The 25,004-nt window shown below is 63.0% G+C and carries 14 protein-coding genes; 8 read left to right on the top strand and 6 right to left on the bottom strand.

Features of this window, described 5'->3' with window-relative positions; translation table 11 throughout:
- Positions 1-34 precede the first annotated feature (34 nt).
- Together ndvB and opgC are read left to right on the top strand one after the other, a co-directional pair.
- Positions 35-8,650, top strand: coding sequence for a cyclic beta-(1,2)-glucan synthase (gene ndvB, locus ASD00_RS30500; protein WP_057210880.1), 8,616 nt, complete (start codon positions 35-37; stop codon positions 8,648-8,650).
- Positions 8,651-8,862: 212 nt separating this feature from the next.
- Positions 8,863-10,020 (top strand): OpgC domain-containing protein, encoded by a 1,158-nt coding sequence (opgC, locus tag ASD00_RS30495; protein ID WP_025425242.1) that lies wholly within the window; start codon positions 8,863-8,865, stop codon positions 10,018-10,020.
- Positions 10,021-10,268: 248 nt separating this feature from the next.
- Here the strand turns inward: opgC and ASD00_RS30490 are convergent, their stop codons facing one another.
- Together ASD00_RS30490 and ASD00_RS30485 are read right to left on the bottom strand one after the other, a co-directional pair.
- Positions 10,269-10,571, bottom strand: coding sequence for a hypothetical protein (locus ASD00_RS30490; RefSeq protein WP_025425241.1), 303 nt, complete (start codon positions 10,569-10,571; stop codon positions 10,269-10,271).
- A gap of 349 nt (positions 10,572-10,920) precedes the next feature.
- Positions 10,921-12,678 carry a glucan ABC transporter ATP-binding protein/ permease gene (locus ASD00_RS30485; RefSeq protein ID WP_025425240.1) on the bottom strand — a complete coding sequence of 586 codons (1,758 nt, stop codon included), beginning with the start codon at positions 12,676-12,678 and terminating at the stop codon, positions 10,921-10,923.
- A gap of 388 nt (positions 12,679-13,066) precedes the next feature.
- On the opposite strand from ASD00_RS30485, the gene ASD00_RS30480 reads away from it, so the two are divergent.
- Both ASD00_RS30480 and pyc read left to right on the top strand, forming a co-directional pair.
- A complete protein-coding gene (locus ASD00_RS30480) occupies positions 13,067-13,807 on the top strand; it encodes an autoinducer binding domain-containing protein (RefSeq protein WP_057210879.1) in 741 nt (246 codons plus the stop codon).
- A gap of 115 nt (positions 13,808-13,922) precedes the next feature.
- Entirely contained in the window at positions 13,923-17,381 is a 3,459-nt protein-coding gene (gene pyc / locus ASD00_RS30475; protein WP_057210878.1) for a pyruvate carboxylase, read from the top strand.
- Positions 17,382-17,695: 314 nt separating this feature from the next.
- On the opposite strand, the gene ASD00_RS30470 is transcribed toward pyc, so the two are convergent.
- From ASD00_RS30470 to ASD00_RS30460, 3 genes are all read right to left on the bottom strand, one after another.
- Positions 17,696-18,457 carry an amino acid ABC transporter ATP-binding protein gene (locus ASD00_RS30470; RefSeq protein WP_025425237.1) on the bottom strand — a complete coding sequence of 254 codons (762 nt, stop codon included), beginning with the start codon at positions 18,455-18,457 and terminating at the stop codon, positions 17,696-17,698.
- The gene (locus tag ASD00_RS30465) at positions 18,454-19,134 is read right to left on the bottom strand and encodes an amino acid ABC transporter permease (protein ID WP_025425236.1); all 681 of its coding nucleotides are present in this window, start codon (positions 19,132-19,134) and stop codon (positions 18,454-18,456) included. The genes ASD00_RS30470 and ASD00_RS30465 overlap by 4 nt, the downstream gene beginning before the upstream one ends.
- A 212-nt stretch (positions 19,135-19,346) precedes the next feature.
- Positions 19,347-20,120, bottom strand: a complete 774-nt coding sequence (locus tag ASD00_RS30460) for an amino acid ABC transporter substrate-binding protein (protein WP_025425235.1) — start codon at positions 20,118-20,120, stop codon at positions 19,347-19,349.
- Between the two features lie 272 nt (positions 20,121-20,392).
- Between ASD00_RS30460 and ASD00_RS30455 the strand changes: the two genes are divergently transcribed.
- From ASD00_RS30455 to ispG, 4 genes are all read left to right on the top strand, one after another.
- Positions 20,393-21,175: a DeoR/GlpR family DNA-binding transcription regulator gene (locus tag ASD00_RS30455; protein WP_057210877.1), complete on the top strand. Its 783-nt coding sequence runs from the start codon at positions 20,393-20,395 to the stop codon at positions 21,173-21,175.
- The gene (locus ASD00_RS30450; protein ID WP_025425233.1) at positions 21,172-21,558 is read left to right on the top strand and encodes a glyoxalase/bleomycin resistance/extradiol dioxygenase family protein; all 387 of its coding nucleotides are present in this window, start codon (positions 21,172-21,174) and stop codon (positions 21,556-21,558) included. The genes ASD00_RS30455 and ASD00_RS30450 overlap by 4 nt, the downstream gene beginning before the upstream one ends.
- A 30-nt stretch (positions 21,559-21,588) precedes the next feature.
- Positions 21,589-22,773, top strand: a complete 1,185-nt coding sequence (locus ASD00_RS30445) for an MFS transporter (protein WP_025425232.1) — start codon at positions 21,589-21,591, stop codon at positions 22,771-22,773.
- Positions 22,774-22,961: 188 nt separating this feature from the next.
- Positions 22,962-24,215 (top strand): flavodoxin-dependent (E)-4-hydroxy-3-methylbut-2-enyl-diphosphate synthase, encoded by a 1,254-nt coding sequence (ispG, locus tag ASD00_RS30440; RefSeq protein ID WP_025425231.1) that lies wholly within the window; start codon positions 22,962-22,964, stop codon positions 24,213-24,215.
- A 103-nt stretch (positions 24,216-24,318) separates the two neighbouring features.
- Here the strand turns inward: ispG and ASD00_RS30435 are convergent, their stop codons facing one another.
- On the bottom strand, positions 24,319-24,960 hold the full coding sequence (locus tag ASD00_RS30435; RefSeq protein WP_025425230.1) for a LysE family translocator: 642 nt from the start codon (positions 24,958-24,960) through the stop codon (positions 24,319-24,321).
- Positions 24,961-25,004 lie beyond the last annotated feature (44 nt).

The following is a 25,004-nucleotide window of genomic DNA, read 5'->3' as shown; positions in this document are numbered from 1 at the left end:
GTTTGCCGGAAAATGACGGCGGATGGGAGGACACATGACCGTGTCTAGCAACGCGCCGGCCAAGCCTGGAACTTCAGGACCGCAGCCAACCCGGCAGAACAACGAGAGCCGGGCCGATCAACCCCGGTTGGATTCAGAACCAGCACCCATGCCCCTTCACAACACGCCGACCTCCTCTTCTCGCGAACCGGAAGCGAAACAGATCGATTACAACGATTCGATCCGCTCGACCTTTTTCTCGATGGAGGATCTGCGGCAAAGCGGCGAGACCCTTGCGCTCAAGGGCGCACCGTCCCTGCCGGGCTTCTTCCCGTTCGAATTCCGCCCGCGCCACCGCGAGAATGAAAACGAAATCCTGAGGGTGTATCGGGCAACAGCGGCTGATGTCGAAGCGGGGGCGTCGATCACGCCGGCCGCCGAATGGCTGCTCGACAACCACCACGTGGTCGAGGAAGCGATCCAGGAAGTCCGCCGCGACTTCCCGCGCAAGTTCTATCGCCAGCTGCCCACGCTGTCCGTCTCCGGAACAGTCATTCCGCGCACGATGGCGCTCGCCTGGCTCTATGTCGCCCATACGCACAGCACGGTCTCGCGGGAAAGCATTACCGCGATGGTCGAGGGCTTCCAGAAGCACGACACGTTCAAGATCGGCGAATTGTGGGCCTTGCCCTCGATCCTGCGCTTCGTTCTCATCGAGAACCTGCGGCGCATCGCCATCCGCGTCGAGCGTTCGCGCGGCATGCGGCGCAAGGCCAACGACATCGCCGACCAGATCATCCGTCACAACGACCCGGAAAAGTTGCGAGCGCTGCTGGCCGAATCCGAGGCGCTTGCGGCGGACAATACCTTCGTCGCCCAGCTGCTCTACCGCATGCGCGATGGCTCGCAGACCTCCGGCTCGGTGATCGCCTGGATCGAGGAACAGCTCGAGAAGCGCGGCAGCGACGTCGAGGACGCGCTGGTCGCCGAGCAGAACCGCCTGTCGTCAGGCAATGCGACGATGAGCAACATCATCCGCAGCCTGCGCGAGATCGACGATACCGACTGGGCCGTCTGGTTCGAAAGCGTCAGCAAGATCGATGCGGCGCTGCGCGATGGTTCCGATTACGCCGCGCTCGAATTCGGCTCGCGCAACAAATACCGCGATACGATCGAAAAGCTGGCGCGCCGCTCCGGCCACAGCGAATACGAAGTCACCCAGATCGCCATCGAGATGGTGAAGGAAGCGGAAGCGGTGGCTGCAGTCGAGCCGCAGCTTCATGAGCCGAACGTTGGCTCCTTCCTTGTCGGCAAGCAGCGCAAGGCGCTCGAGCAGAAGATCGGCTACCGGCCGTCGGTGCTGCAGAGCATCATTCGCCTCAGCCGCAAGCTCGACTGGTTTGCGATCGCCGGACCGAACATTCTCCTGACGATCCTGGCGATGGTCGCCGTCTATGCCTTCGTCAGCCCGATGGATATTCCGAACGGCGCGAAGCTGATCATGCTTCTGCTGTTTGCGCTGCCGGCGTCCGAAGGTGCGATGGGTCTGTTCAACACGCTCGTCACGCTGTTCGTCAAACCGTCGCGCCTGGTCGGCTATGAGTTCCTCGATGGCGTTCCGGAATATGCCCGCACGCTCGTCGTCGTGCCCTGCCTGATCTCCAAGCGCGACCATGTCGACGAACTCGTGCGCAATCTCGAGGTTCACTACCTCGCCAATCCGCGCGGCGAGATCTCTTTCGCGCTGCTCAGCGACTGGATCGACAGCAAGTTCGAGGAAACCCCGGCCGATACCGATGTTCTCGACTATGCCCGGCGCGAGGTTGCCGAGCTTTCGGCGCGTTATGCCTATGACGGCAGGACGCGTTTCTTCCTGCTGCACCGCCGCCGCCTCTTCAACGAGGCGGAAGGCGTATGGATGGGTTGGGAGCGCAAGCGCGGCAAGCTGCATGAGCTGAACATGCTGCTGCGCGGCGATCGCGACACCTCGTTCCTCCAGGGCGCCAATACCGTGCCGGAGAACGTTCAATATGTCATGACGCTCGACGCCGATACGCGCCTGATGCGCGACGCGGTGACGAAGCTCGTCGGCAAGATGTACCACCCGATCAACCGCCCGATCGTCGACCCGGAAACACAGAAGGTGATTGCCGGCTACAGCCTGCTACAGCCGCGCGTGACGCCGTCGCTGACGACTGGAAGCGAAGCCTCGGCCTTCCAGCGCATCTTCTCGGCCAATCGTGGCATCGACCCCTATGTCTTCACCGTTTCCGACGTCTACCAGGACATCGCTGGCGAAGGCAGCTTCACCGGCAAGGGCCTCTATCACGTCGATGCTTTCGAGGCCGCGCTCAAGGGGCGGATCGAGGAAAATGCCGTTCTCAGCCACGACCTGCTCGAAGGCTCGTTTGTGCGCTGCGCGCTGGTGACGGACGTCGAACTCGTCGAGGATTTCCCGACCCGCTACGAGGTAGAGATGTCGCGCCAGCATCGCTGGGCCCGCGGCGACTGGCAGCTGCTGCCCTATATCTTCAACCCGTCGAACGGCCTGTCGATGCTCGGCCGGTGGAAGATGTACGACAATTTGCGCCGTTCGCTGATCCCCTGCGCCTGGCTCGTCGCCTCTGTCATGGGCTGGTACTACATGCAGCCGACCGAGGCGCTGATCTGGCAGATCGTGCTGATCTTCAGCTTGTTCGTCGCCCCGACGCTGTCGCTGATCAATGGCCTCCTGCCGCGCCGCAACGACATCGTCGCCCGTGCCCACCTCCATGCTGTGCTGACCGAAGTTCGTGCCGCCAATGCCCAGGTCGCCCTTCGCATCGTCTTCATCGCCCATGGCGCGGCGATGATGGGCGACGCGATCGTGCGTTCGCTCTACCGCACCTTCGTCAGCCGCAAGCTGATGCTGGAATGGCGCACCGCTGCCCAGGTGCAAAGTGCCGGGCATGGAAGCATCGGTGATTATTACAAGGCGATGTGGATCGCACCGGCGCTGTCGGTTCTGTCGCTGGCGCTTGCGGCGATTTCCGATACCGGCCTGCCCTTCATCGGCATTCCCTTTGCCCTGCTCTGGGCGCTTTCTCCCGCTGTCGCGTGGTTCGTCAGCCAATCGGCCGAAACCGAGGACCAGCTGGTCGTTTCCGACGAGGCGATCGAGGAAATGCGCCTGATCGCGCGGCGCACCTGGCGCTATTTCGAGACCTTCGTGACCGCCGAGCAGAATTTTCTGCCGCCGGACAACTTCCAGGAAACGCCGCAGCCGGTGCTGGCCGAGCGCACCTCGCCGACCAATATCGGCGTCTACCTACTCTCGGTCATGTCGGCACGCGACTTCGGCTGGATCGGCTTCGAAGAAACGATCAACCGCCTGGAGCAGACGATTGCGACCATCGACCGGATGCCGAAATATCGCGGCCACCTGTTCAACTGGTACCGCACCAACACGCTCGAAACGATGGAGCCGCGCTACATCTCGTCGGTCGACAGCGGCAATCTTGCCGGCCACCTGATCGCCGTGTCGTCCATGTGTCGGGAATGGGCGGAAGCGCCGTCGGCGCATGTCCAGGGCAGCCTTGACGGCATTGGCGACGTCGTCGCCATTCTTGCCGAGGTGCTGAACGACCTGCCTGACGACCGCAAGACCGTTCGCCCGCTGCGCCGCCTGATCGAGGAGCGCATCGTCGGCTTCCAGAATGCTCTGGCTGCCGTCAAGCGCGAGCATGAATTCGCATCGATCCGCGTGATCAATCTCGCCGTTCTGGCGCGCGACATGCACAAGCTGACCGTCAACCTCGACCATGAGGTTCGCACGGCCCAGAGCAGCGAAGTGACGAAGTGGGCGAACGCGCTGGTCACCACCTGCGAAGCGCATATTGCCGACGGCGTGTTCGATCTTGGCGCCATCGAAGCGCTGCGCCAGCGCTTGGCGGTTCTAAAGGATCGTGCTCGCGACATCGCCTTCTCGATGGATTTCGGCTTCCTGTTCCGGCCCGAGCGTCGCCTGCTGTCAATCGGCTTCCGCGTCAACGCCAATGAGCTCGACGAGGCCTGCTACGATCTTCTGGCGTCCGAGGCCCGTCTGACCAGCCTGTTCGCGATCGCCAAGGGCGACCTGCCGACCGAGCACTGGTACAAGCTCGGCCGTCCGATCGTGCCGATCGGCGCGCGTGGCGCGCTGATCTCCTGGTCCGGTTCGATGTTCGAATATCTGATGCCGCCGCTGGTGATGCAGGAGCGGCAGGGCGGTATCCTCAACCAGACCAACAATCTGGTGGTCAAGGAGCAGATCAATCACGGCCGCCGTCTCGGCACGCCGTGGGGCATCTCCGAAGCGGCCTTCAATGCGCGCGACCACGAGCTGACCTACCAGTACACCAACTTCGGTGTGCCGACGCTTGGCCTCAAGCGTGGCCTCGGGCAGAACGCCGTCATCGCGCCCTACGCCTCCATTCTCGCCTGCATGTACGATCCGAAGGCGGCGCTCGCCAATCTCGGTCGACTGCGCGAAGTCGGGGCGCTCGGCGTTTACGGCTTCCACGATGCCGTCGACTTCACGCCGACGCGCGTGCCCGAGGGGCAGAAATGCGCCGTCGTGCGCAACTACTATGCCCACCACCATGGCATGTCGATCGCCGCTGTCGCCAACGTCGTATTCACCGGCAGGCTGCGCGAATGGTTCCACGCCGATCCGGTAATCGAGGCGGCCGAACTGCTGCTGCAGGAAAAGGCGCCGCGCGATATTCCGATCATGAACGCCAAGCGCGAGCCGGAATCGCTCGGCAAGGGCCAGGACGATCTGTTGCGTCCGGAGGTTCGGGTCATCGAAAACCCGCTCGCCCAGGACCGCGAAACCGTGTTCCTGTCCAACGGCCACTACGCCGTCATGCTGACGGCAACCGGTGCCGGTTATGCCCGCTGGAACGGCCAGTCGGTCACCCGCTGGAAGCCGGACCCGGTCGAGGACCGCACGGGCACCTTCATTTTCCTGCGCGACACGACGACGGGCGACTGGTGGTCGGCCACCGCCGAGCCCCGGCGCGCCGTCGGCGAAAAGCTCCTGACGCGGTTCGGTGACGACAAGGCCGAATTCGTCAAGACCGTCGGCGACCTCACCAGCGAAGTCGAGTGCATCGTTGCCACCGAGCACGATGCCGAAGGCCGCCGCGTCATCCTGCTCAACACCGGAACGCAGGACCGCTTCATCGAGGTGACGTCCTATGCCGAACCGGTGCTGTCGACCGACGAGGCCGACAGCGCGCATCCCGCCTTCTCCAAGATGTTCCTGCGCACGGAGATCAGCCGGCGCGGCGACGTCATCCATGTCAGCCGCAACAAGCGCAGCTCAGGCGATCCGGATATGGAAGTGGCGCATCTCGTCACCGATAATGCCGGCAGCGACCGTCCGACCGAGGCGGAGACCGACCGTCGCCGCTTCATCGGCCAGGGGCGCACCCTTGCCGAGGCCGCCGCCTTCGACACCGACGCGGTGCTTTCGGGAACCGATGGCTTTACGCTCGACCCGATCATGTCGCTTCGACGTGTCGTTCGGGTTCCGGCCGGCAAGAAGGTCAGCGTCGTCTTCTGGACGATCGCGGCCCCGAACCGCGAGGCCGTCGACCGCGCCATCGATCGCTACAGGCACACGGAAACCTTCAATCACGAGCTGATCCATGCCTGGACGCGCAGTCAGGTGCAGATGCGCCATGTCGGCGTCACCTCGCAGGAGGCCGCAAGCTTCCAGATGCTCGGACGCTACCTCGTCTACCCCGACATGCACCTGCGCGCCGATACCGCAACGGTTCAGGCGGGGCTCGCGTCGCAGTCAACGCTCTGGCCGCTGGCAATCTCGGGCGACTTCCCGATCTTCTGCCTGCGCATCAACGATGACGGTGACCTCGGCATCGCTCGTGAGGCCCTCAGGGCACAGGAATATCTGCGCGCGCGCGGCATTACCGCCGATCTGGTGATCATCAACGAGCGGGCCTCGTCCTATGCCCAGGACATGCAGCACGCGCTCGATTCGATGTGCGAGAACCTGAGGCTTCGCGGCCTCTCCGACGGTCCGCGCCAGCACATCTTCTCGGTGCGCCGCGACCTGATGGAGGCGGAGACCTGGTCGACGCTCTTGTCGGCTTCCCGCGCCGTCTTCCATGCCCGCAACGGCACGATCTCCGACCAGATCGCCCGCGCCAATTCGCTCTATTCGACGCCACCGGTGAAGGGCAGCGAAAGCAACTTCGCTCTGCTCGCCGCCCCGCAGCAGCCGGCCGACGCCGTCGATGCGGAGATTGTCGGTGACGGTCTCGATTTCTGGAACGGCTACGGCGGCTTTGCCGAAGGTGGGCGCGAATATGTCGTGCGCCTGCGCGGCGGCGAGGCGACACCGCAGCCGTGGATCAACGTCATCTCCAACGAGCAGTTCGGCTTCCACGTTTCGGCCGAAGGGGCCGCCTTCACCTGGAGCCGCAACTCGCGCGACTACCAGCTGACGCCGTGGGCCAACGATGTGGTCGTCAACCGGCCGGGCGAAGCGGTCTTCATCCGCGACATGGCGAGCGGCGCAGTGCTGACGCCATACGCTGCCCTGTCGCGCAGCCGGTCGGTCGTCTTCGAGACGCGCCACGGACTTGGCTATTCGACATTCCGCAGCACACAGGACGATCTCGATATCGAGGCAGCCCACACGGTGCACCGGACCTTGCCGGCCAAGCTGGTCCGCATCTCGATCCGCAACCGCTCCACGGCTGCCCGCCAGCTGAAGGTCTACGGCTTTGCCGAATGGGTGCTCGGCAACAACCGGGCCCGCATGGCGCCCTTCGTTCTGTCGACCTGGGACGAAGCCTCCGATGCGCTGGTTGCAACCAACCCCTACAGCATCGACTATGCCGGTCGTTCGGCCTTCTTTGCTGTCGATGGCGGTGAAGGTGTGAGCCATACGGCAAGCCGTCGCGAGTTCCTCGGGCGGGTCGGCGGCATTCTGGTGCCGCAGGCCGTTTTCGCTGGCGCCGAGCTTTCCGGCTCGATCGATGTGGATGGCGACGCCTGTGCGGCGTTGGCGACCGATCTGGTGATCGAGCCCGGTGCCGAAAAGCAGCTCACCTTCATCCTCGGCGACGCCGACAACGACGAGCAGATGCGCTCGGTTCTCGGCGAGTTGCGCCAGACTGCGTTCGACACCGTCATGGACGCCGCCAAGTCCTTCTGGACCGAGTTCACCGACATCGTGAAGGTGGAAACGCCGGATGCGGCCTTCAACACCATGATCAACAACTGGCTGCCCTATCAGAGCCTTGGTTGCCGGATCATGGCACGCTCGGCCTTCTACCAGGCGAGCGGCGCCTTCGGCTTCCGCGACCAGCTGCAGGATACGCTGGCGTTCCTGATCCATCGGCCGGAACTGGCACGGGCACAGATCCTCAACGCGGCCGCGCGGCAGTTCGTCGAGGGTGACGTGCAGCATTGGTGGCTGCCGGGCACCGGCGCCGGCGTGCGAACAATGATCTCGGACGATGTCGTCTGGCTTGCCCATGCCGTCACGCACTACTGCGAAGTGACGGGGAACGCCGACATTCTCGGTGAGAAGATCGCCTTCATCACCGGACCGGCGCTCGAGGAAGGGCAGCACGACAGCTTCTACAAGCCGGAGATCTCGGACGAGATCGCCGACGTCTACGAGCATTGCGCCCGCGCACTCGATCTCGCGATCAAGCGCAGCGGCGAAAATGGCCTGCCGCTCATTCTCGGCGGCGACTGGAACGACGGCATGAACCGCGTCGGCATTGCCGGCCGCGGCACCAGCGTCTGGCTCGGCTGGTTCCTGGCGGGCACGCTGCGCGGCTTCCTGCCCTTTGCCCGCGAGCGCAAGGACAAGGCGCGTGTCAGCCATTGGGAAGCGCATCTCGCCACCTTGAAAAAGGTGCTCGACGAAGCCGGCTGGGATGGTGACTACTATCGTCGCGGCTACTACGACGATGGCGCGCCGCTCGGATCGAGCGAAAGCGACGAATGCCGGATCGATTCGATCGGCCAGTCTTGGAGCGTGCTTTCAGGCGAGGGTGACGAGCAGCGATCGCAGAATGCGATGGATGCGGTCATGGCCGAACTCGTCGATCCGGATCGCCGCATTGTCCGGCTGTTCACGCCGCCGCTTGAAAGAACCAGGCAGGACCCGGGCTATATCAAGGCCTATCCGCCTGGCGTACGGGAGAACGGCGGCCAATATACCCATGCGGCGACCTGGGTGGCGCTGGCCTTTGCCGAGCAGGGAAGGGCCGAGGAAGCCTGGCGTGTCTTCCAGATGCTGAACCCTGTCTCGCATGCCCTCAGCCGCGAAGACGCGGACCACTATCGGGTCGAGCCCTATGTGGTCGCCGCCGATATCTATGGCGAAGGCGCGCTCGCCGGACGCGGCGGCTGGACCTGGTATACCGGGTCGGCCGGCTGGCTCTACCGCGCCGGCGTCGAGGGTATTCTCGGCATCCGCCGACATGGCGACAAGCTGGTCATCCGACCGGTGTTGCCGGAGGCCTGGGACGGCTACTCGGCGGAAGTGACGCTGAACGGCACGAAGCACAAGATTTCGGTCAAGCGCGATGCAAAAAGTCGCGAGCCGATCGTCAGCATCAATAATAGTGTCACAAAAAACGCGCATGAAGGCATTTTGCTGTAACTGCCGGTATTGAATGAACGTTGGAACCGGCTTTGCACCCGAACGGGCAAGGCCGGTTTTTTCTTGCTGATTTGCCGGCGGCACGAACCCTGACGGGCTCGTGCATCGATCGACGGCATCGAACGTGCGCTTGCCCCTGGGGCTAAGCGCATGTCCGGTGCCCGTTTCAACAGGGGTGGGGCAGGGGCGCCAGATCCCGGATACTAGACCGCATGCTGCAAAACACATTTGGGGGCGGCTCGAACCCGACGATATCCGCCCGCATGGTTCCCAAGGAGCGCGACACGCGCCTCGACGTGTTGAGGGCGCTCTGCCTTCTGACGATCTTCGTCAACCACGTGCCCGGGCAATATCTCGAATATCTGACCCACAAGAACTTCGGCTTCTCGGATTCGGCCGAGGCCTTCGTGCTCATCTCTGGCCTCTCCGTCGGGCTTGCCTATGGCGGCAAGTTCGTGTCCGGCGCATGCCTGGCGCTGACGCTCAAGATCTGGCGGCGGGCGCTGGCGCTCTACGTCGCCCATATCATGACCAGTATCGTCACACTGGCGATCTTTGCCGGCGGCGCCCTCTATTTCGGCCGGCAGGACCTGATCAGCGAGATAAACATCCGACCCTTCGTCGAGCAGACCGAGCAAGGCATCGTCGCGATGGTCCTGCTCGGGCACCAACTCGGCTATAACAACATCCTGTCGATGTATGCGGTGCTGTTCCTGATGCTGCCCGGCATCCTCTGGCTGAACGGCATCAGCAGCCGGCTGCTCCTCGTGTTTTCCGCGCTGCTCTGGCTTGTGGCCGGGGTGTTCAAGCTGGTGCCCTCCAACTTCCTCGACGAGGGCTACTGGTTTCTCAATCCGTGGTCCTGGCAGTTCCTCTTCGTCATCGGCATCGTCTCGATGACCGCGATCCGCCAGGGCGCAGTCCTGCCGCGCAGGCCGCTGCTGATCGCGATCGCCGCGATCTATCTCGTCGTTTCGGCGCTGTGGGTTCTCTTCTCCTGGTGGAACATCGACCTGTCCTTCGGTCTTCCGGCGGTGCTGACCGGTTTCGACAAGACCTTCCTGTCACTGACGCGGCTAAGCCATGTTCTCGCGATCGCCTATCTCGTCGCCGTCATTCCCGCCGTCAATCGCCTCGCCCGGCTCGATGCCGACCACCCGCTGGCGATGGTCGGCCGCCATTCCCTGCCGATCTTCATTTTCGGCACTATCCTGGCGATGGTCGGTCAGGTGCTGTTGTTCGTGACCGGCCGGAACCCGATCGCCGGCACGCTCTTCGTGATCGTCGGCATCGGCCTGCACTTCGTTTACGGCTACTATCTGGAATGGTTGCGGGGCGTCGTCAGCGCGAAACCGATGCGAGCGACATGATGAAACGATAAGGACGACCAAGGGTTTGCATCAAGGCTCGGCCGCCGGTTCAAATGTGTAGGCAGCCGGCCGCGGAACTTGGGGGCCCCTACCCTCGAGTTCGATCGTCTTGCCATTGGCGCGCAGGACAGTAATTCCGCCTGCTTCGCAGGGCCCAGAGATACACGCGGTACCGATCATCGCCATCTACTGCATGTTTCCTTTAATCTTATTCGATTGAAGGACAAAAACTGCAGCCATTCAAAGGGCTACAGCGACCTTTGCGCGTCTAATAAAGACGCCCGGCGTAGGCCGACGTCACTCAGGGTGCGAAGTCCGGTCGACACGACCATGGCGTCCAGATGCCCCGCAGGAACGCGAACATGAACCTCTTGAAGATAGTCAGTTAGCCCGGCTATGACGATTTGGCCTGACGTGTGGAGCCGTCCGATGACGACATGATCCGCATTTTCGATGTCGATCTTCGGCATCTGTTCGTGCAGTTCCACGATAACCGCAACATCCCTGTTCCGAGCAGTCACGACGACCAGCGCATCGTTGCCTGCAAGCATTCGGATCTTGAAGTCTTCGTCTGTCCAGTTCGATGGGAGATGTAGGTTGTTGGAAGCGTCTGCGAGCTAGAACTGATGATAATCAGCCATGACCCGACCATCGAATAAAACGGTCAATCGTGACCTACCTTCCGAAGGATGTTCGCTGGCCTTCGCTAACGCCGAATTCGCTGGCCGTTCTGACCGAGAACCCATGACGCCAATGGCGGCTGCATGCAGTGCCGTCCAGCAAACGACGGCGCAGTACTTGAACGGGATTGCAAGAGCCAAGTCAATGCGAGCGGCATGAACGAAAAAAGCCCCGGAGGGTCCGGGGCCTTTTGCATTGCGTGATCTATAAGGCGTCGGCTCAGGCCGCCGTGTGGCTCATGCGGACGTCTTCGTCCGTCAGGATGCCGCTGGCGCGAAGCAGGGCGGCGAAGCGGCCGTTGCTCTGGCTGAGCTCGTTGAAGCCGCCCATCTCGACGATCCGACCTTGATCCATGAAGATCACCAGATCGGCCTCGCGCACCGTCGACAGGCGGTGGGCGATGATGAAGGTGGTGCGGTCCTTGCGAAGCGCATCGATCGCATCCTTCACCCGAGCCTCGGTCTCGACGTCGAGCGCGCTGGTCGCCTCGTCGAGCACCAGGATCGGTGCGTTCTTGAGGATGGCGCGGGCAATCGCAACGCGCTGGCGCTCGCCGCCAGACAGGCGGTTGCCGCGTTCGCCGACGACGGTGTCGTAGCCATTGTTGCGGCTTTCGATGAAGTCGCTGGCGGCAGCCGCTTCGGCGGCAGCCATCACTTCGTCGAGCGACGCGTCGTCGCGGCCAAGCCGGATGTTTTCGCAGATCGAGCGGTTCATCAGGCCGGCGTCCTGGAAGACGGTGGCGATCGAGCGGCGCAGCGACTTGCGCGTGACCTTGGCGATATGGACGCCGTCGATCAGGATCTGGCCGTCACGCGGTTCGTGAACGCGCTGCAGCAGGTTGACGAGCGTGGTCTTACCGGCGCCGGTCGGGCCGACGATCGCGATCGTCTGGCCGGCCTTGGCCGTGAAGGACACGTTGCGCACGCCCTGCGTGGTGTTGGCGAAGTCGAAGGACACGTCGCGGAATTCCACTTCGCCCTTGACCGCGCCCAGGTCCATCGCACCGGCCGGCTCTTCGCGTTCGCGCACCGAATCTTCGAGCTGGAAGAAGTCTTCAAGCTTGGCGCGGGCTTCGAAGATCTGCGTAACGAAAGCCTTCATCTGGTCGAGACGGCCGATCAGCAGGTTGGCAAAGCCGATGAAGGCGATGACTTCGCCGACGCCGAGTTCGCCGCGCTGGACGAGCACGGTGCCGATGACGAGGATCGTCATCATCGAGATGGTCGAAGCGACGCGGTTGAGCGCGCTTGCCAGCGCCCACCAGTCAAGCACGGGGAACTGGGCGGAGATCAGGCGTTCGGTGAACTTCTTGAGTTCGCGCGTTTCGGCTTCGATGCGGTTGTAGCTGTGAACGACCGAAACGTTGCTGATGGCGTCGGAAACGTGGGAGAAAACCGTGTGATAGTGGTTCTCGACCGAGGCCTGGCCTTCCTTGGTGCGGTTCATGACAGCCTTGCTGACCAGCACATAGGAGACACCGAGGACGACGAGCACCAGCGACAGGCGTACATCCATCGCAAACGCGGTCGGGATGAGCAGGACGAGCGCTACCGCCGTTGCCAGATGCTGGCGCATGAATTCGAGCCAGAGACCGAACAGCGTTTCACAGGCGCGAAGCAGCGTATGCAGCGCGTTCGACGTACCGCGCTGGCTGTGCCAGGAGAGCGGCATCGAGACGATGCGGCCGAAGGCTTCCGTCAGCAGCGTGGCGCGACGGCCATGGGCCAGCCGATCCGCTTCGCGGGCGACGAGGACGAAGGCGACGGTGTTGAACACACCCAGGCCTGCCCACATCAGCAGCATCGGCGTTACTGCGCCTTTGGAGGAAATGGCGTCGATGATGCGACCAAACAGGATCGGCTCCGCAATCGTGATGACGGCGAGCACGACGTTGGCGAGCACGATCGCCGAGACACGGAACTTGTGAACCGCAAGATACTGAAGCGCTCTTGCATACACTTGGAACAATGACACTGTCTCACCCCTTCCGGGTACCGGATTTTGCGCCGCACCAAACATTCGTGCGGCAAATGCGTCACGCCTCAACACCTCCGGCCGTCGGGCACGAGGCCGCGATTTGCCGGCCGCCAAGGCCGCTCTGGGACGGTCATTTGCGATATTTTAGGAAAAACAGGAGCTTGAGGCGGTTTTGATAGCGAAACTCCGTTCGCCCGTCGTTGGGCTTGGCGAGAGTATTCATAGTCTGCTATCTTTTCCGTCCAATTCCGATTTCTCGCGATTTTCGCACAAGACCGGGCGTGGTATGTCGAATTATCGCGGGTGCAACATGAATGGCCCCTGAACGGTTCATTCATGTCCGGTTTCCGGCCCTCGCACACGTGTTCTACCTGGAAGGTGATCCATGAATATCACGCTGCTTGTGCAATTTCTTGCGCTGATCGAAGAGATGAAGACGCGCGAAGAAATCGTACCGGAGTTCGAACGGTTGCTCGACCGCTGCGGCTTCGACTTCTACGGGGTCGTCAGGCAGCCGAAGCCTCACGAAAACCCGTTGAGGCTGCTGCTCGCCGGTCGCTGGCCGGAAGGCTGGCCGCAGATCTACATCCGCAAGAAGTTTGTCGTGATCGATCCGACCATCCGCTACCTCGGTCACGCCCAGCGCGGCTTCCGCTGGCGCGACACACTGTTTGCCTTCCGTTCCGACCCGCATCGCAAGCGCATGGAAAGCATGATGATCGAGGCCCGCAACCACGGCCTCTATGACGGTTACATCTTTCCGGTGCACGGCCGCCGCGGCCTGTTGGGCAATCTCACGGTCGGCGGCCGCGTCGTCGATTTGAGCCCTATTGAAATCAGCCTGTTCGACCAGATTGCCAAGCGTCTGTTCTGGAAACTGCTGGAACTGACCGATCCGGAGATTTCAGCCGAACTCGCATCGCGTGTCGAAGTGCAGATGACGCGGCGCGAAATGGAAGCGCTCAACTATCTCGCCGACGGCATGACCTCGAACGATATCAGCAAGGTGCTCGATATTTCCAGTCACACAGTCGATTGGTACATGAACGGCATCCAGGAGAAACTGAAGGGCAAGAACCGTCACCACGTCGTGGCGATCGCCTTCCGGCTGGGGCTCATTTCCTGATCCATTTCTCTCGGATTTCCGCTCGACTCTGAAATTGCGCTTCATTCCGCGACCCGCTAATACTTTACTTCGCGGGTGCAGCATTTCCCGCGTTTCAAGTCTTGAGGAGTCCGACTTGCCCATTTCGAAGATCCTTGTTGCCAACCGTTCCGAAATTGCAATCCGCGTGTTTCGCGCGGCCAATGAACTAGGTCTGAAAACGGTCGCGATATGGGCTGAAGAGGACAAACTGGCGCTGCACCGCTTCAAGGCGGACGAAAGTTATCAGGTCGGCCGCGGCCCGAATCTGTCGCGGGACCTCGGGCCGATCGAGAGTTACCTGTCGATCGAGGAAGTGATCCGCGTCGCCAAGCTTTCCGGCGCCGATGCCATTCATCCGGGCTACGGCCTGTTGTCGGAAAGCCCCGAATTCGCCGAGGCCTGCGCCGAGGCCGGCATCACCTTCATCGGCCCGAAGCCGGAAACCATGCGCCAGCTCGGCAACAAGGTTGCCGCCCGCAACCTGGCGATCTCGATCGGTGTACCGGTCGTGCCGGCGACGGAACCGCTTCCCGAAGACATGGCTGAAGTGGCGAAGATGGCCGAGGCGATCGGCTATCCGGTGATGCTGAAGGCTTCCTGGGGCGGCGGCGGGCGCGGCATGCGCGCGATCCGCGACCCGAAGGATCTCGCCCGCGAGGTGACGGAAGCCAAGCGCGAGGCCAAGGCCGCCTTCGGCAAGGACGAGGTCTACCTCGAAAAGCTGGTCGAGCGTGCCCGCCACGTCGAAAGCCAGGTTCTCGGCGATACCCACGGCAACGTCGTGCATCTGTTCGAGCGCGACTGCTCCATCCAGCGGCGCAACCAGAAGGTCGTCGAGCGCGCGCCGGCGCCTTACCTCAACGCCAGCCAGCGCGAAGAGCTTGCCGCCTATTCCAAGCGCATTGCCGAGGCGACTAACTACATCGGCGCCGGTACTGTCGAGTATCTGATGGATGCCGACAGCGGCAAATTCTACTTCATCGAAGTCAATCCGCGCATCCAGGTCGAGCACACGGTGACCGAGGTGGTCACCGGCATCGATATCGTCAAGGCGCAGATCCACATCCTCGACGGTTATGCCATCGGCACGCCGGAATCCGGCGTGCCGTCGCAGGAAAATATCCGCCTCAACGGCCACGCGCTGCAGTGCCGCATCACCACGGAAGATCCCGAGCAGAACTTCATTCCGGACTATGGCCGCATCACTGCCTATCGCGGCGCAACCGGCTTCGGCATCCGGCTCGATGGCGGCACCGCCTATTCGGGCGCGGTCATCACCCGCTACTACGATCCGCTGCTGGAAAAGGTGACGGCCTGGGCGCCGAACCCCGACGAGGCGATCCAGCGCATGATCCGCGCGCTGCGCGAATTCCGCATCCGCGGAGTGGCCACGAACCTGACCTTCCTCGAAGCGATCATTAGCCACTCGAAATTCCACGACAACACCTACACCACGCGCTTCATCGACACGACGCCGGAGCTTTTCCAGCAGGTGCGCCGCCAGGACCGCGCGACCAAGCTCCTGACCTATCTCGCCGACGTTACCGTCAACGGCCATCCGGAAGCCAAGGGCCGTCCGCGTCCGTCGGATGAGATCGCCGCCCCCGTCGTGCCGTTCATCGGCGGCGAGATCAAGCCGGGCACCAAGCAGATGCTCGACCAACTCGGCCCGAAGAAATTTGCCGAATGGGTCAGGGCGCAGCCGCAGGTGCTCGTCACCGACACGACCATGCGCGACGGCCATCAGTCGCTGCTCGCCACTCGCATGCGCACCTACGACATCGCCCGTGTCGCCGGCACCTATGCGCGGGCTCTGCCGAATCTGTTTTCGCTCGAATGCTGGGGTGGGGCGACCTTCGACGTCTCGATGCGCTTCCTCACCGAAGATCCATGGGACCGGCTGGCGCGCATCCGCGAGGATGCGCCGAACCTCTTGCTGCAGATGCTTCTGCGCGGCGCCAACGGCGTCGGCTACAAGAATTATCCTGACAACGTCGTCAAATACTTCGTCCGCCAGGCGGCAAGGGGCGGCATCGACGTCTTCCGCGTGTTCGACTGCCTCAACTGGGTCGACAACATGCGCGTCTCGATGGAGGCGATCGCCGAAGAGAACAAGATCTGCGAAGCGGCGATCTGCTATACCGGCGATATTCTCAATGCCGCCCGGCCGAAATACGATCTCAAGTACTACACCGCGCTTGCCGCCGAACTGGAAAAGGCCGGTGCACATATCATCGCGGTCAAGGATATGGCTGGCCTGTTGAAGCCGGCTGCAGCCCGCGTGCTGTTCAAGGCGCTGCGTGAGGCGACCGATCTGCCGATCCACTTCCACACCCACGACACGTCGGGCATTGCCGCCGCGACCGTTCTGGCTGCCGTCGATGCCGGCGTCGATGTCGTCGATGCGGCGATGGATTCGCTCTCCGGCAACACCTCGCAGCCCTGCCTCGGCTCGATCGTCGAAGCCTTGCGCGGCTCCGAACGGGACCCGGGCCTTGATCCGGAATGGATCCGCCGCATCTCGTTCTACTGGGAAGCGGTGCGCCATCAGTACGCCGCCTTCGAAAGCGATCTCAAGGGACCGGCATCGGAAGTCTATCTGCACGAAATGCCGGGCGGCCAGTTCACCAACCTCAAGGAGCAGGCCCGCTCGCTCGGTCTGGAAACCCGCTGGCACGAAGTGGCGCAGGCCTATGCCGACGCCAACCAGATGTTCGGCGACATCGTCAAGGTGACGCCGTCCTCGAAGGTCGTCGGCGACATGGCGCTGATGATGGTCAGCCAGGACCTGACCGTTGCCGACGTCGAGAACCCGGCCAAGGACATCGCCTTCCCGGAATCGGTTGTGTCGATGCTGAAGGGCGACCTCGGCCAGCCTCCGGGCGGCTGGCCGGAAGGCCTGCAGAAGAAGGCGCTGAAGGGCGAAAAGGCCTATGTGGTTCGCCCGGGCTCGCTGCTCGAAGCTGCCGATCTCGATGCCGAGCGCAAGACGATCGAAGAGAAGCTGGAACGCGAGGTCAACGACTACGAGTTCGCGTCCTATCTGATGTATCCCAAGGTCTTCACCGACTATGCGCTGGCGGCGGAGACTTATGGTCCCGTCAGCGTGCTGCCGACGCCGGCCTATTTCTACGGCATGGCGCCGGGCGAGGAGCTGTTCGCCGACCTTGAAAAAGGCAAGACGCTGGTCATTCTCAACCAGACCCAGGGCGAGATAGACGAGAAGGGCATGGTCAAGGTGTTCTTCGAACTCAACGGCCAGCCGCGCCCGATCAAGGTTCCCGATCGCAACCGCGGTGCTTCCAGCGCCATCCGCCGCAAGGCGGAGGCCGGCAACGCTACGCAGCTCGGCGCGCCGATGCCGGGCGTGATCTCGACGGTCGCGGTGCACGCGGGCCAGGCGGTCAAGGCGGGCGACGTGCTGCTGTCGATCGAAGCGATGAAGATGGAAACGGCCTTGCATGCGGAGAAGGACGGCACGATTGCCGAAGTTCTGGTGCGCGCCGGCGACCAGATCGATGCCAAGGACCTGCTGATCGTTTTCGGCGCCTGAGGTTTCGGGCAAGAATAAATAGAAACGGCCGGGCGTGAGTCCGGCCGTTTTCGTGAGAGGGGATAGGCCGCCATCCCTGTCGTCATCCTCGGGCTTGACCCGAGGATCCAGCCGCAAGCACGGCCCTCCGCCGCGCCTCAAGACGCCTTGGTACGCAGTTCTTGCCGGTGAGCTCCACCCTCTCCTCCGTCATCCTCGGGTCAAGCCCGAGGATGACGGAGGAGAGGGTGGAGAATGGCGAATGAGAGATAGTTCGCCCTCCACCGACCCTGGCCCGCTATCAGTCACCCGGGCGATTGGCCCCCAAACGTCGCTCAGATGTCGTAGCTGTGCGGCGCACTCAGCGAGGCGATGAACTTCTTGGTGCGTTCGCGCTCGGGCGTCGAGAAGATCGTCTTCGGCGCGCCGCTTTCGACGATGACGCCACCGTCGAGGAAGACCACCTTGTCGGCGACGCGCGAGGCTAACCTCAGGTCATGCGTCGCCATCACCATGGTCGTGCCTTCGCGGGCAAGCCGGCTCAGCACTTCGACGACTTCTTCTGCCAGCTCCGGATCGAGCGCCGAGGTCGGCTCGTCACAGAGAAGAACGCGTGGCGACGGCGCCAATGCGCGGGCGATCGCCACGCGTTGCTGCTGGCCGCCGGAAAGCGTGGCCGGCCAGGCATCGGCCTTATGGGCCATGCCGACCTTTTCAAGCAGCTCCATGGCGCGGGCGCGCGCCTTGTCGGCGGGCCATTTCAACACGGTGACAAGGCCTTCCATGACGTTGCCGAGTGCGGTCTGGTGCGGGAAAAGCTGAAAATTCTGGAACACCATCCCGGTCTGGCGGCGCAGGCGCTGGATCGCCTGCCAGCCGGTCTTGCGCCCGGGCTGAAAGTCCAGCGCCTCGTCGCCAAGTCGAATCGAGCCCGATGTCGGGATCTCCAGGAGATTGATGCAGCGCAGGAGCGTGCTCTTGCCGCCGCCGGAAGGGCCGACCAGCGCCGTAACCGTGCCTTCGGCCAGCGTCACGGAGATGTCCTTCAGCACGAGATTGTCGCCGAAGCGTTTTTCGATGTGGGAAAGCTCGATCATGTCCGGGCCTCCAGGAAGCCGCCATAGCGGGCGAACCGGCGCTCCAGCCGCACTTGCAGGGCTGACAGTACCGAACTCATGGCGAGATAGATCAGCGCTGCCTCAATATAGAGGATCAGCGGCTCGTAGGTGGTGGCGACGATGCGCTGGGCGGTCTGGAAAAGCTCTGGAACCGTGATCGCGGCGGCAAGCGAGGTATCCTTCACCAGCGAGATGAAGGTGTTCGACAGCGGCGGCACGGCGACGCGGGCTGCCTGCGGCAGGATCGTGCGACGCATCGCCTGGCTCCAGCTCATGCCGATGGAATAGGCCGCTTCCCATTGCCCGCGCGGCACCGAGGAGATCACCGCGCGAATGATCTCGGAGGTATAGGCCCCGACATTGAGCGTGAAGCCGATCAGCGCGGCCGGGAAGGCGTCGAGCAGGATACCCATGCTCGGCAGGCCGTAGAAGATCACGAAGAGCTGGACGAGCAGCGGCGTGCCGCGGATGACCCAGACATAGAACCGCGCGACGGCAACGACGGGCGCCGGCCCGAAGAGGCGGGCGATGGCCGTTGCCAGGCCAAGCGCCAGGCCGAGAATGAACGAAAGCAGCGTCAGCGGGATGGTGAACGTCAGCCCGGCCCAAAGCAGGGACGGCAGCGAATCCAGCATGAGTTGAAGCCAGGTGGGCAAGGGATGGGCCTTTCGAAAAAGCGCGATCCGCTCCGGAGGCCGGAACGGATCGCGATTCATACTGCATGATGCCTTAAATCGAAATTGGTTTGAGGCGGGGGCATGCAGCGAGCTTGAAGTGTTACCGCGTCCTTTGCGCGTCATGTCCGACGCGCGGCGCCGTAGCGAGCAAGGCCGGGGGAGAAGCTGCCGGCCTTAATGTCAGGCGGGTGTTACTTCGAGACGTCGGCGCCGAAGTACTTCTGCGAGATCGTCTCGTAGGTGCCGTCGGCCTTGATTTCGGCAAGCGCCTTGTTGACGGCTTCGAGAAGTTCCGGCTCGCCCTTGCGGATGATGATGCCGGAATAGTCGGCGTCGGCCTGTTCGGCGGCGATCTTCACGTTGGCATCAGGCTTCTGCTTCTTGAAGTCGAGGAAGGAAAGGCTGTCGTTGATGGTCGCATCGGCGCGGCCGGTCAGAACCAGCTGGATCGATTGGTCGAAGCCGTCGGTGCCGACCAGCTCGGCGCCGGAAGCCTGCGCAAGCTTGCCGAAGTTGCTCGTCAGCGACTGGGCGGACTTCTTGCCCTTGAGGTCGGCGAAGTCCTTGATTTCGGCGTCGTCGCCCTTGACGATCAGCACGGCCTTGGAGGCGATATAGGGCTCGGAGAAGTCGTACTTCTTCTTGCGCTCCTCGGTGATGCCGACCTGGTTGATCACCGCGTCGTAACGGTTGGCGTCGAGGCCGGCGATCAGGCCGTCCCACTTGCCTTCCAGGAACTCGGCCTTGACGCCCAGCTTCTTGGCCACTTCCTGGCCGATCTCGACGTCGAAGCCGACGAGCGCGCCAGATTTGTCGTGATAGGTGAAGGGCGCATAGGTGCCCTCTGTGCCGATCTTCAGCACGCCGGCGGACTTGATCTGGTCGAGGTTCTCACCGGCCATAGCGGGGACGAAGGCGGCAACCTGCAGGAGGGCGGCGGCGAAAAGCGTGGGGAGGAGTTTCATCGTGTCTTTCCATCTTTTTTGTGTTCCGGCCCGTCGTCCGGATTGAGGAGAGAATCTCATAAAAAAATCGCCGCTTGAGCGCATAAAACTCCAATTGCTGAGTGTTTTTGTGAAGATTTTTCCCCGGACCGGTAGAATTTTCATCCGAAACACGCGCCTGTCGGCAAATCTGGCCCTTTTCGATTTTGTCGCCGGATCGCGGTTGAAATCGCTTTCAAAATTCGCTATGCACATTTACATCGATTCATGCACGTTTATGCACGATTGGCCAAATGTCCACGGAACTCCTTCTTCGCGAACGAAAGACACTCATCCAGGAACGGCTGAAGGCCGACGGCCGGGTGCTGGCGGCCGACCTTGCCGCCGAGTTCCGGGTCTCCGAAGACACGATCCGGCGCGATCTGCGCGAGATGGCCGCGGCCGGCCTGTGCGAGCGGGTCTATGGTGGCGCGTTGCCGCTTGCGCCAAGCGCCCTGTCGCTCAGCCAGCGCGTGGCGATGGCGCCGGAGCGCAAGGCCGCGCTGGCGCGCGCCTCGGTCGGCTTCATAGCGCCCGGTAGCACGGTATTCCTCGACGCCGGCTCGGCCAATCTTGCTATCGCCCAGCTTATCGAGCCGGACCTGAAGGCGACCATCGTCACCAACACGCCGTTGATCGCCGCCGCCTTGATGGAGAAGCCGGGCATCGACCTCATTCTCGTCGGCGGCCCACTCAACCGCGCCGTTGGTGCTGCCGTCGGCGCGCGGGCGCAACGGGATATCGAACAGCTTCGGCCCGACCTTTGCATCCTCGGCACCTGCGGCGCCGATGCTGATGCCGGCCTGACGGCGATCTTTTTCGAGGACGCCGAGTTCAAGCGGCTGATCGCATCGCGCAGCCGCGCCCTGCTTGTCGCCGTTACCAACGACAAACTCGGCACGGCCGCATCCCACGCGGTTGTCGGCATCGACCAGGTGACGACGCTGGTGCTGGAGGCCGACGCGCCGGCGCACCACGTCGCCGCCTTCGAGGCATCTGGGACGACCGTGATCATGGCTGGAGGGAGCGAACGATGAGCATCGCGCATGTGGCTCTTTGGACCAGGGATCTGGAGGGGGTCGCGTCCTTCTGGTCGCGTTTCTTCGGCGCGAGCGTCGGAGACGCCTATGAGAGCCGGCGTCGTCCGGGGTTTCGCTCCCGCTTTCTGACCTTTGGCGATGGGCCGGCAATCGAAATCATGGAGGGGCCTTGGGTGGCTCCGGCCGAGCCCGAAGGCGTCGAGCGTACGGGGCTCGCGCATGTAGCCCTGTCGCTCGGCAGCGGAGCGGCGGTCGACGCGATGGCGGCCCGGGCCTCGGTTGAGGGCATTCTGGTATCGCAGGCGCGGTGGACGGGCGACGGCTTCTACGAGGCGGTGCTTCGCGACCCCGACGGCAATCTGATCGAAATTACCATTTGAGCCGGCGGCTTCCGGCATAGAGGCACAATCATGGACCAACGTTCCGCTCCCACCGCCGTTCGGCAGGGTTACATGACCCGCGACCGGCTTGCCGTGTCGCTGCTCTTCCTGATGAACGGCTTCGTCACCGGAAGCTGGGCACCGAAGATCCCCGAATTCAAGGATCGGCTGGGCATCAGCGAAAGCGTGCTCGGCCTGCTCATCCTGATGTTCGGCGTCGGCTCGCTGGTGCTGATGCCGATCGCCGGCGGCTTTATCGCCCGGGTCGGCTCGCAGAAGGTCGTCAAGGTCACCGCCATCCTGCTGTCGCCGCTGCTCCTGCTTTTGACGCTGCTGCCGAATGTCTGGGCCGCTGCCGTCGGCATGTTCCTGCTCGGCGGCTTCGTCGGCGCGATGGACGTGGCGATGAACGCCAATGCGGTCGAGGTCGAAAAATCGATGCGCCGCGCCATCATGTCCTCCTGCCACGCCTATTGGAGCCTCGGCGGCCTGATCGGTGCCGGCATTGGCGGCTTCCTGATGGCGCGCTTCGGCGTTCTGCCGCACGTCATCGTCGTGACCTTGCTCAGCCTGGCAGTGCTCGCGATCGCCTGGCCGATGATCCTGGCCGACAAGCCGCACCCCGCCGCCACCAAGGAAAAGCTGCGCCTGCCGATGACGCCGCTTCCCTGGCTGATCGGCATCATGGCGCTGTTTTCGATGGTGCCGGAAGGAACCGTGCTCGATTGGGGTGCGCTCTATCTGCGCAACGAACTCGGCGCTTCGGTCGAACTGTCCGGCTTCGGCTTTGCCGCCTTCTCTGCGACGATGGCGACGATGCGTTTTGCCGGAGACCATGTGCGTGATCGTTTCGGCGCCAAGCGGACGCTGCGCATCTGCACGGTCACAGCGCTTGTCGGCATGGTGCTGGCGGGCCTCGCGCCGAATGCCTACCTCGCCATCCTCGGTTTTGCGATTGCCGGGATCGGCATTTCCAACATGGTGCCGATCGCGTTTTCGGCCGCCGGCAACATGCCGGGCCTGCAGCCGGGTATCGGCCTCTCGGTCGCAACCTTCATGGGCTATTCCGGCATGCTGTTCGCACCGTCGCTGATCGGCTTCGTCGCCGAACATACAGGCTTTGCGATCATCTTCGCCTCGGTGCCGGTGCTGTTCATCGTCGTGCTGATGCTGTCGCACCATGCCGTTCATGCGGACCATGGAAAGGGCCATTGAGGTCGGGCGCCTGCCATCAAATCGCCGTCAGGGCATGATGTCGCCGTTGACAACGATGCTTTCCTCATCCACCTGATGGACGAAAAGCAGGAGCGGAACGGGAAAACCCATGCGGGTTTCCGTCTGCATCCCGCGCTGAAACGATGAGACCAGGTCACCGGCGTGACCTGGGGGACCAAGAGGCCTTCATGTCTGCCGCCTTTGATTTTGATCCGCAGCCCCGCCGCGCGTCCGTCGCCGTCGATGTCGGCGGAGTCATAGTCGGCGGCGGTGCGCCGGTGGTCGTCCAATCGATGACCAATACCGACACCGCCGATATCGACGGAACGGTGGCGCAGGTGGCGGCGCTTCACAAGGCCGGCTCGGAGCTGGTGCGCATTACCGTCGACCGCGACGAAAGTGCGGCTGCGGTGCCGAAGATCCGCGATCGGCTCGAGCGCCTCGGCCTCGACGTGCCGCTCGTCGGCGATTTCCACTATATCGGCCACAAGCTGCTTGCCGACCATCCGGCCTGCGCCGAGGCGCTGGCGAAGTACCGCATCAACCCGGGCAATGTCGGCTTCAAGGACAAGAAGGACAAGCAGTTCGCCGAGATCGTCGAGATGGCGATCCGCTACGACAAGCCGGTGCGCATCGGCGTCAACTGGGGCTCGCTCGATCAGGAACTGCTGACGCGGCTGATGGATGAGAACCAGGCGAACGGGTTTCCGCTGACGGCCCAGCAGGTGACGCGCGAGACGATCGTGCAGTCGGCGCTGCTTTCGGCCGAACTTGCCGAAGACATCGGCCTGCCGCGCAACCGCATCATTCTTTCGGCCAAGGTGTCGGGTGTTCAGGACCTGATCGCCGTCTATGCCATGCTGTCGACGCGCTCGGACCATGCGCTGCATCTCGGCCTCACCGAAGCCGGCATGGGCACCAAGGGCATCGTTGCCTCGTCGGCCTCGCTCGGCATTCTCATGCAGCAGGGCATCGGCGACACAATCCGTATTTCGCTGACGCCGGAGCCCGGCGGCGACCGCACCCGCGAGGTGCAGGTGGCGCAGGAACTGCTGCAGGTCATGGGCTTCCGCCAGTTCATTCCCGTCGTTGCCGCTTGTCCCGGATGCGGCCGCACGACGTCGACGGTGTTTCAGGAGCTCGCCCAGAAGATCCAGGACGACATCCGCCGCAACATGCCGGTCTGGCGCGAGAAATATCCGGGTGTCGAAGGCCTCAAGGTCGCGGTCATGGGCTGCATCGTCAACGGCCCCGGCGAAAGCAAACATGCCGATATCGGCATCTCGCTGCCCGGCACCGGCGAAACGCCGGCCGCACCCGTCTTCATCGACGGCCAGAAGGCGATGACGCTGCGCGGCCCCAACATTGCCGGCGATTTCGAGACGCTCGTTTCCGACTATATCGAAAAGCGTTACGGCCAGGGTCAGGCCGCGGCCGAATAGAGCGTTTCCGGTTTAAGCGGAATCACACAAGTGCTCTGTTTCTTTGTTTCTACGCATTTCCTGACGGAAAACCGCTTCACACTTTTCCTGGAAATGCTCTAGCTCAGAGCCGCGTCGTCAGCAGTTTCAATCCTGCGAAAGCGAAGAAGCCTGCCATCAGGCTCTCGATGATGCGTCGCGACTTGAGATAGCCGCGATGCACCGGCGGCAGCGAGAACACGATCGCAAAACCGCAGAAGGTCACGAGACCGAGCAGCATGCATCCGGCGATGAAGGCGGCGGTCACGGCCGTCGGCGCGCCGGCGGGCATGCCGAGCGAGACCAGCATGATCCAGGAGAAAATCGCCTTGGGATTGGTCAGGTGGATGCCGAGCCCCTTGAGATAGTGCTTCTTCAGCAACGCCTGTGGTTGGCCCGGCATCGCCTTTGGGGGCGCATGTCCGCGCATGGCGGCGCGTAGCGCGTTGTAGGCGAGCCAGAACAGGTAGCAGGCGCCGGCGATCTTCAGGACGATCAGCGCCTGTCCGTAAGCGCCGATGAGCGCAGAAAGGCCGGATGCCGTTAGCATCGCCCAGGTGTAGCTGCCGGACAGTACGCCGAAGGCGAGCGCCAGGCCCGCCTTGCGCCCCTGGCTGATCGAGGTGGTGATGATTGCAAGCACCGCCGGACCTGGCGATGCGGTCGCAATCATATAGGCCGTCCAGGCGACCGCGAGTTGCGAAAGGTATGGCGACAGGTCGAACATGGAGAGGGCTCCGGCGTGGATCGCCGGACCTTAGCGAATGTGTC

The organism is Ensifer sp. Root31, from assembly GCF_001424825.1.
GTDB lineage: Bacteria > Pseudomonadota > Alphaproteobacteria > Rhizobiales > Rhizobiaceae > Ensifer > Ensifer canadensis.
This window is presented reverse-complemented; position numbering and strand designations above follow the sequence as displayed.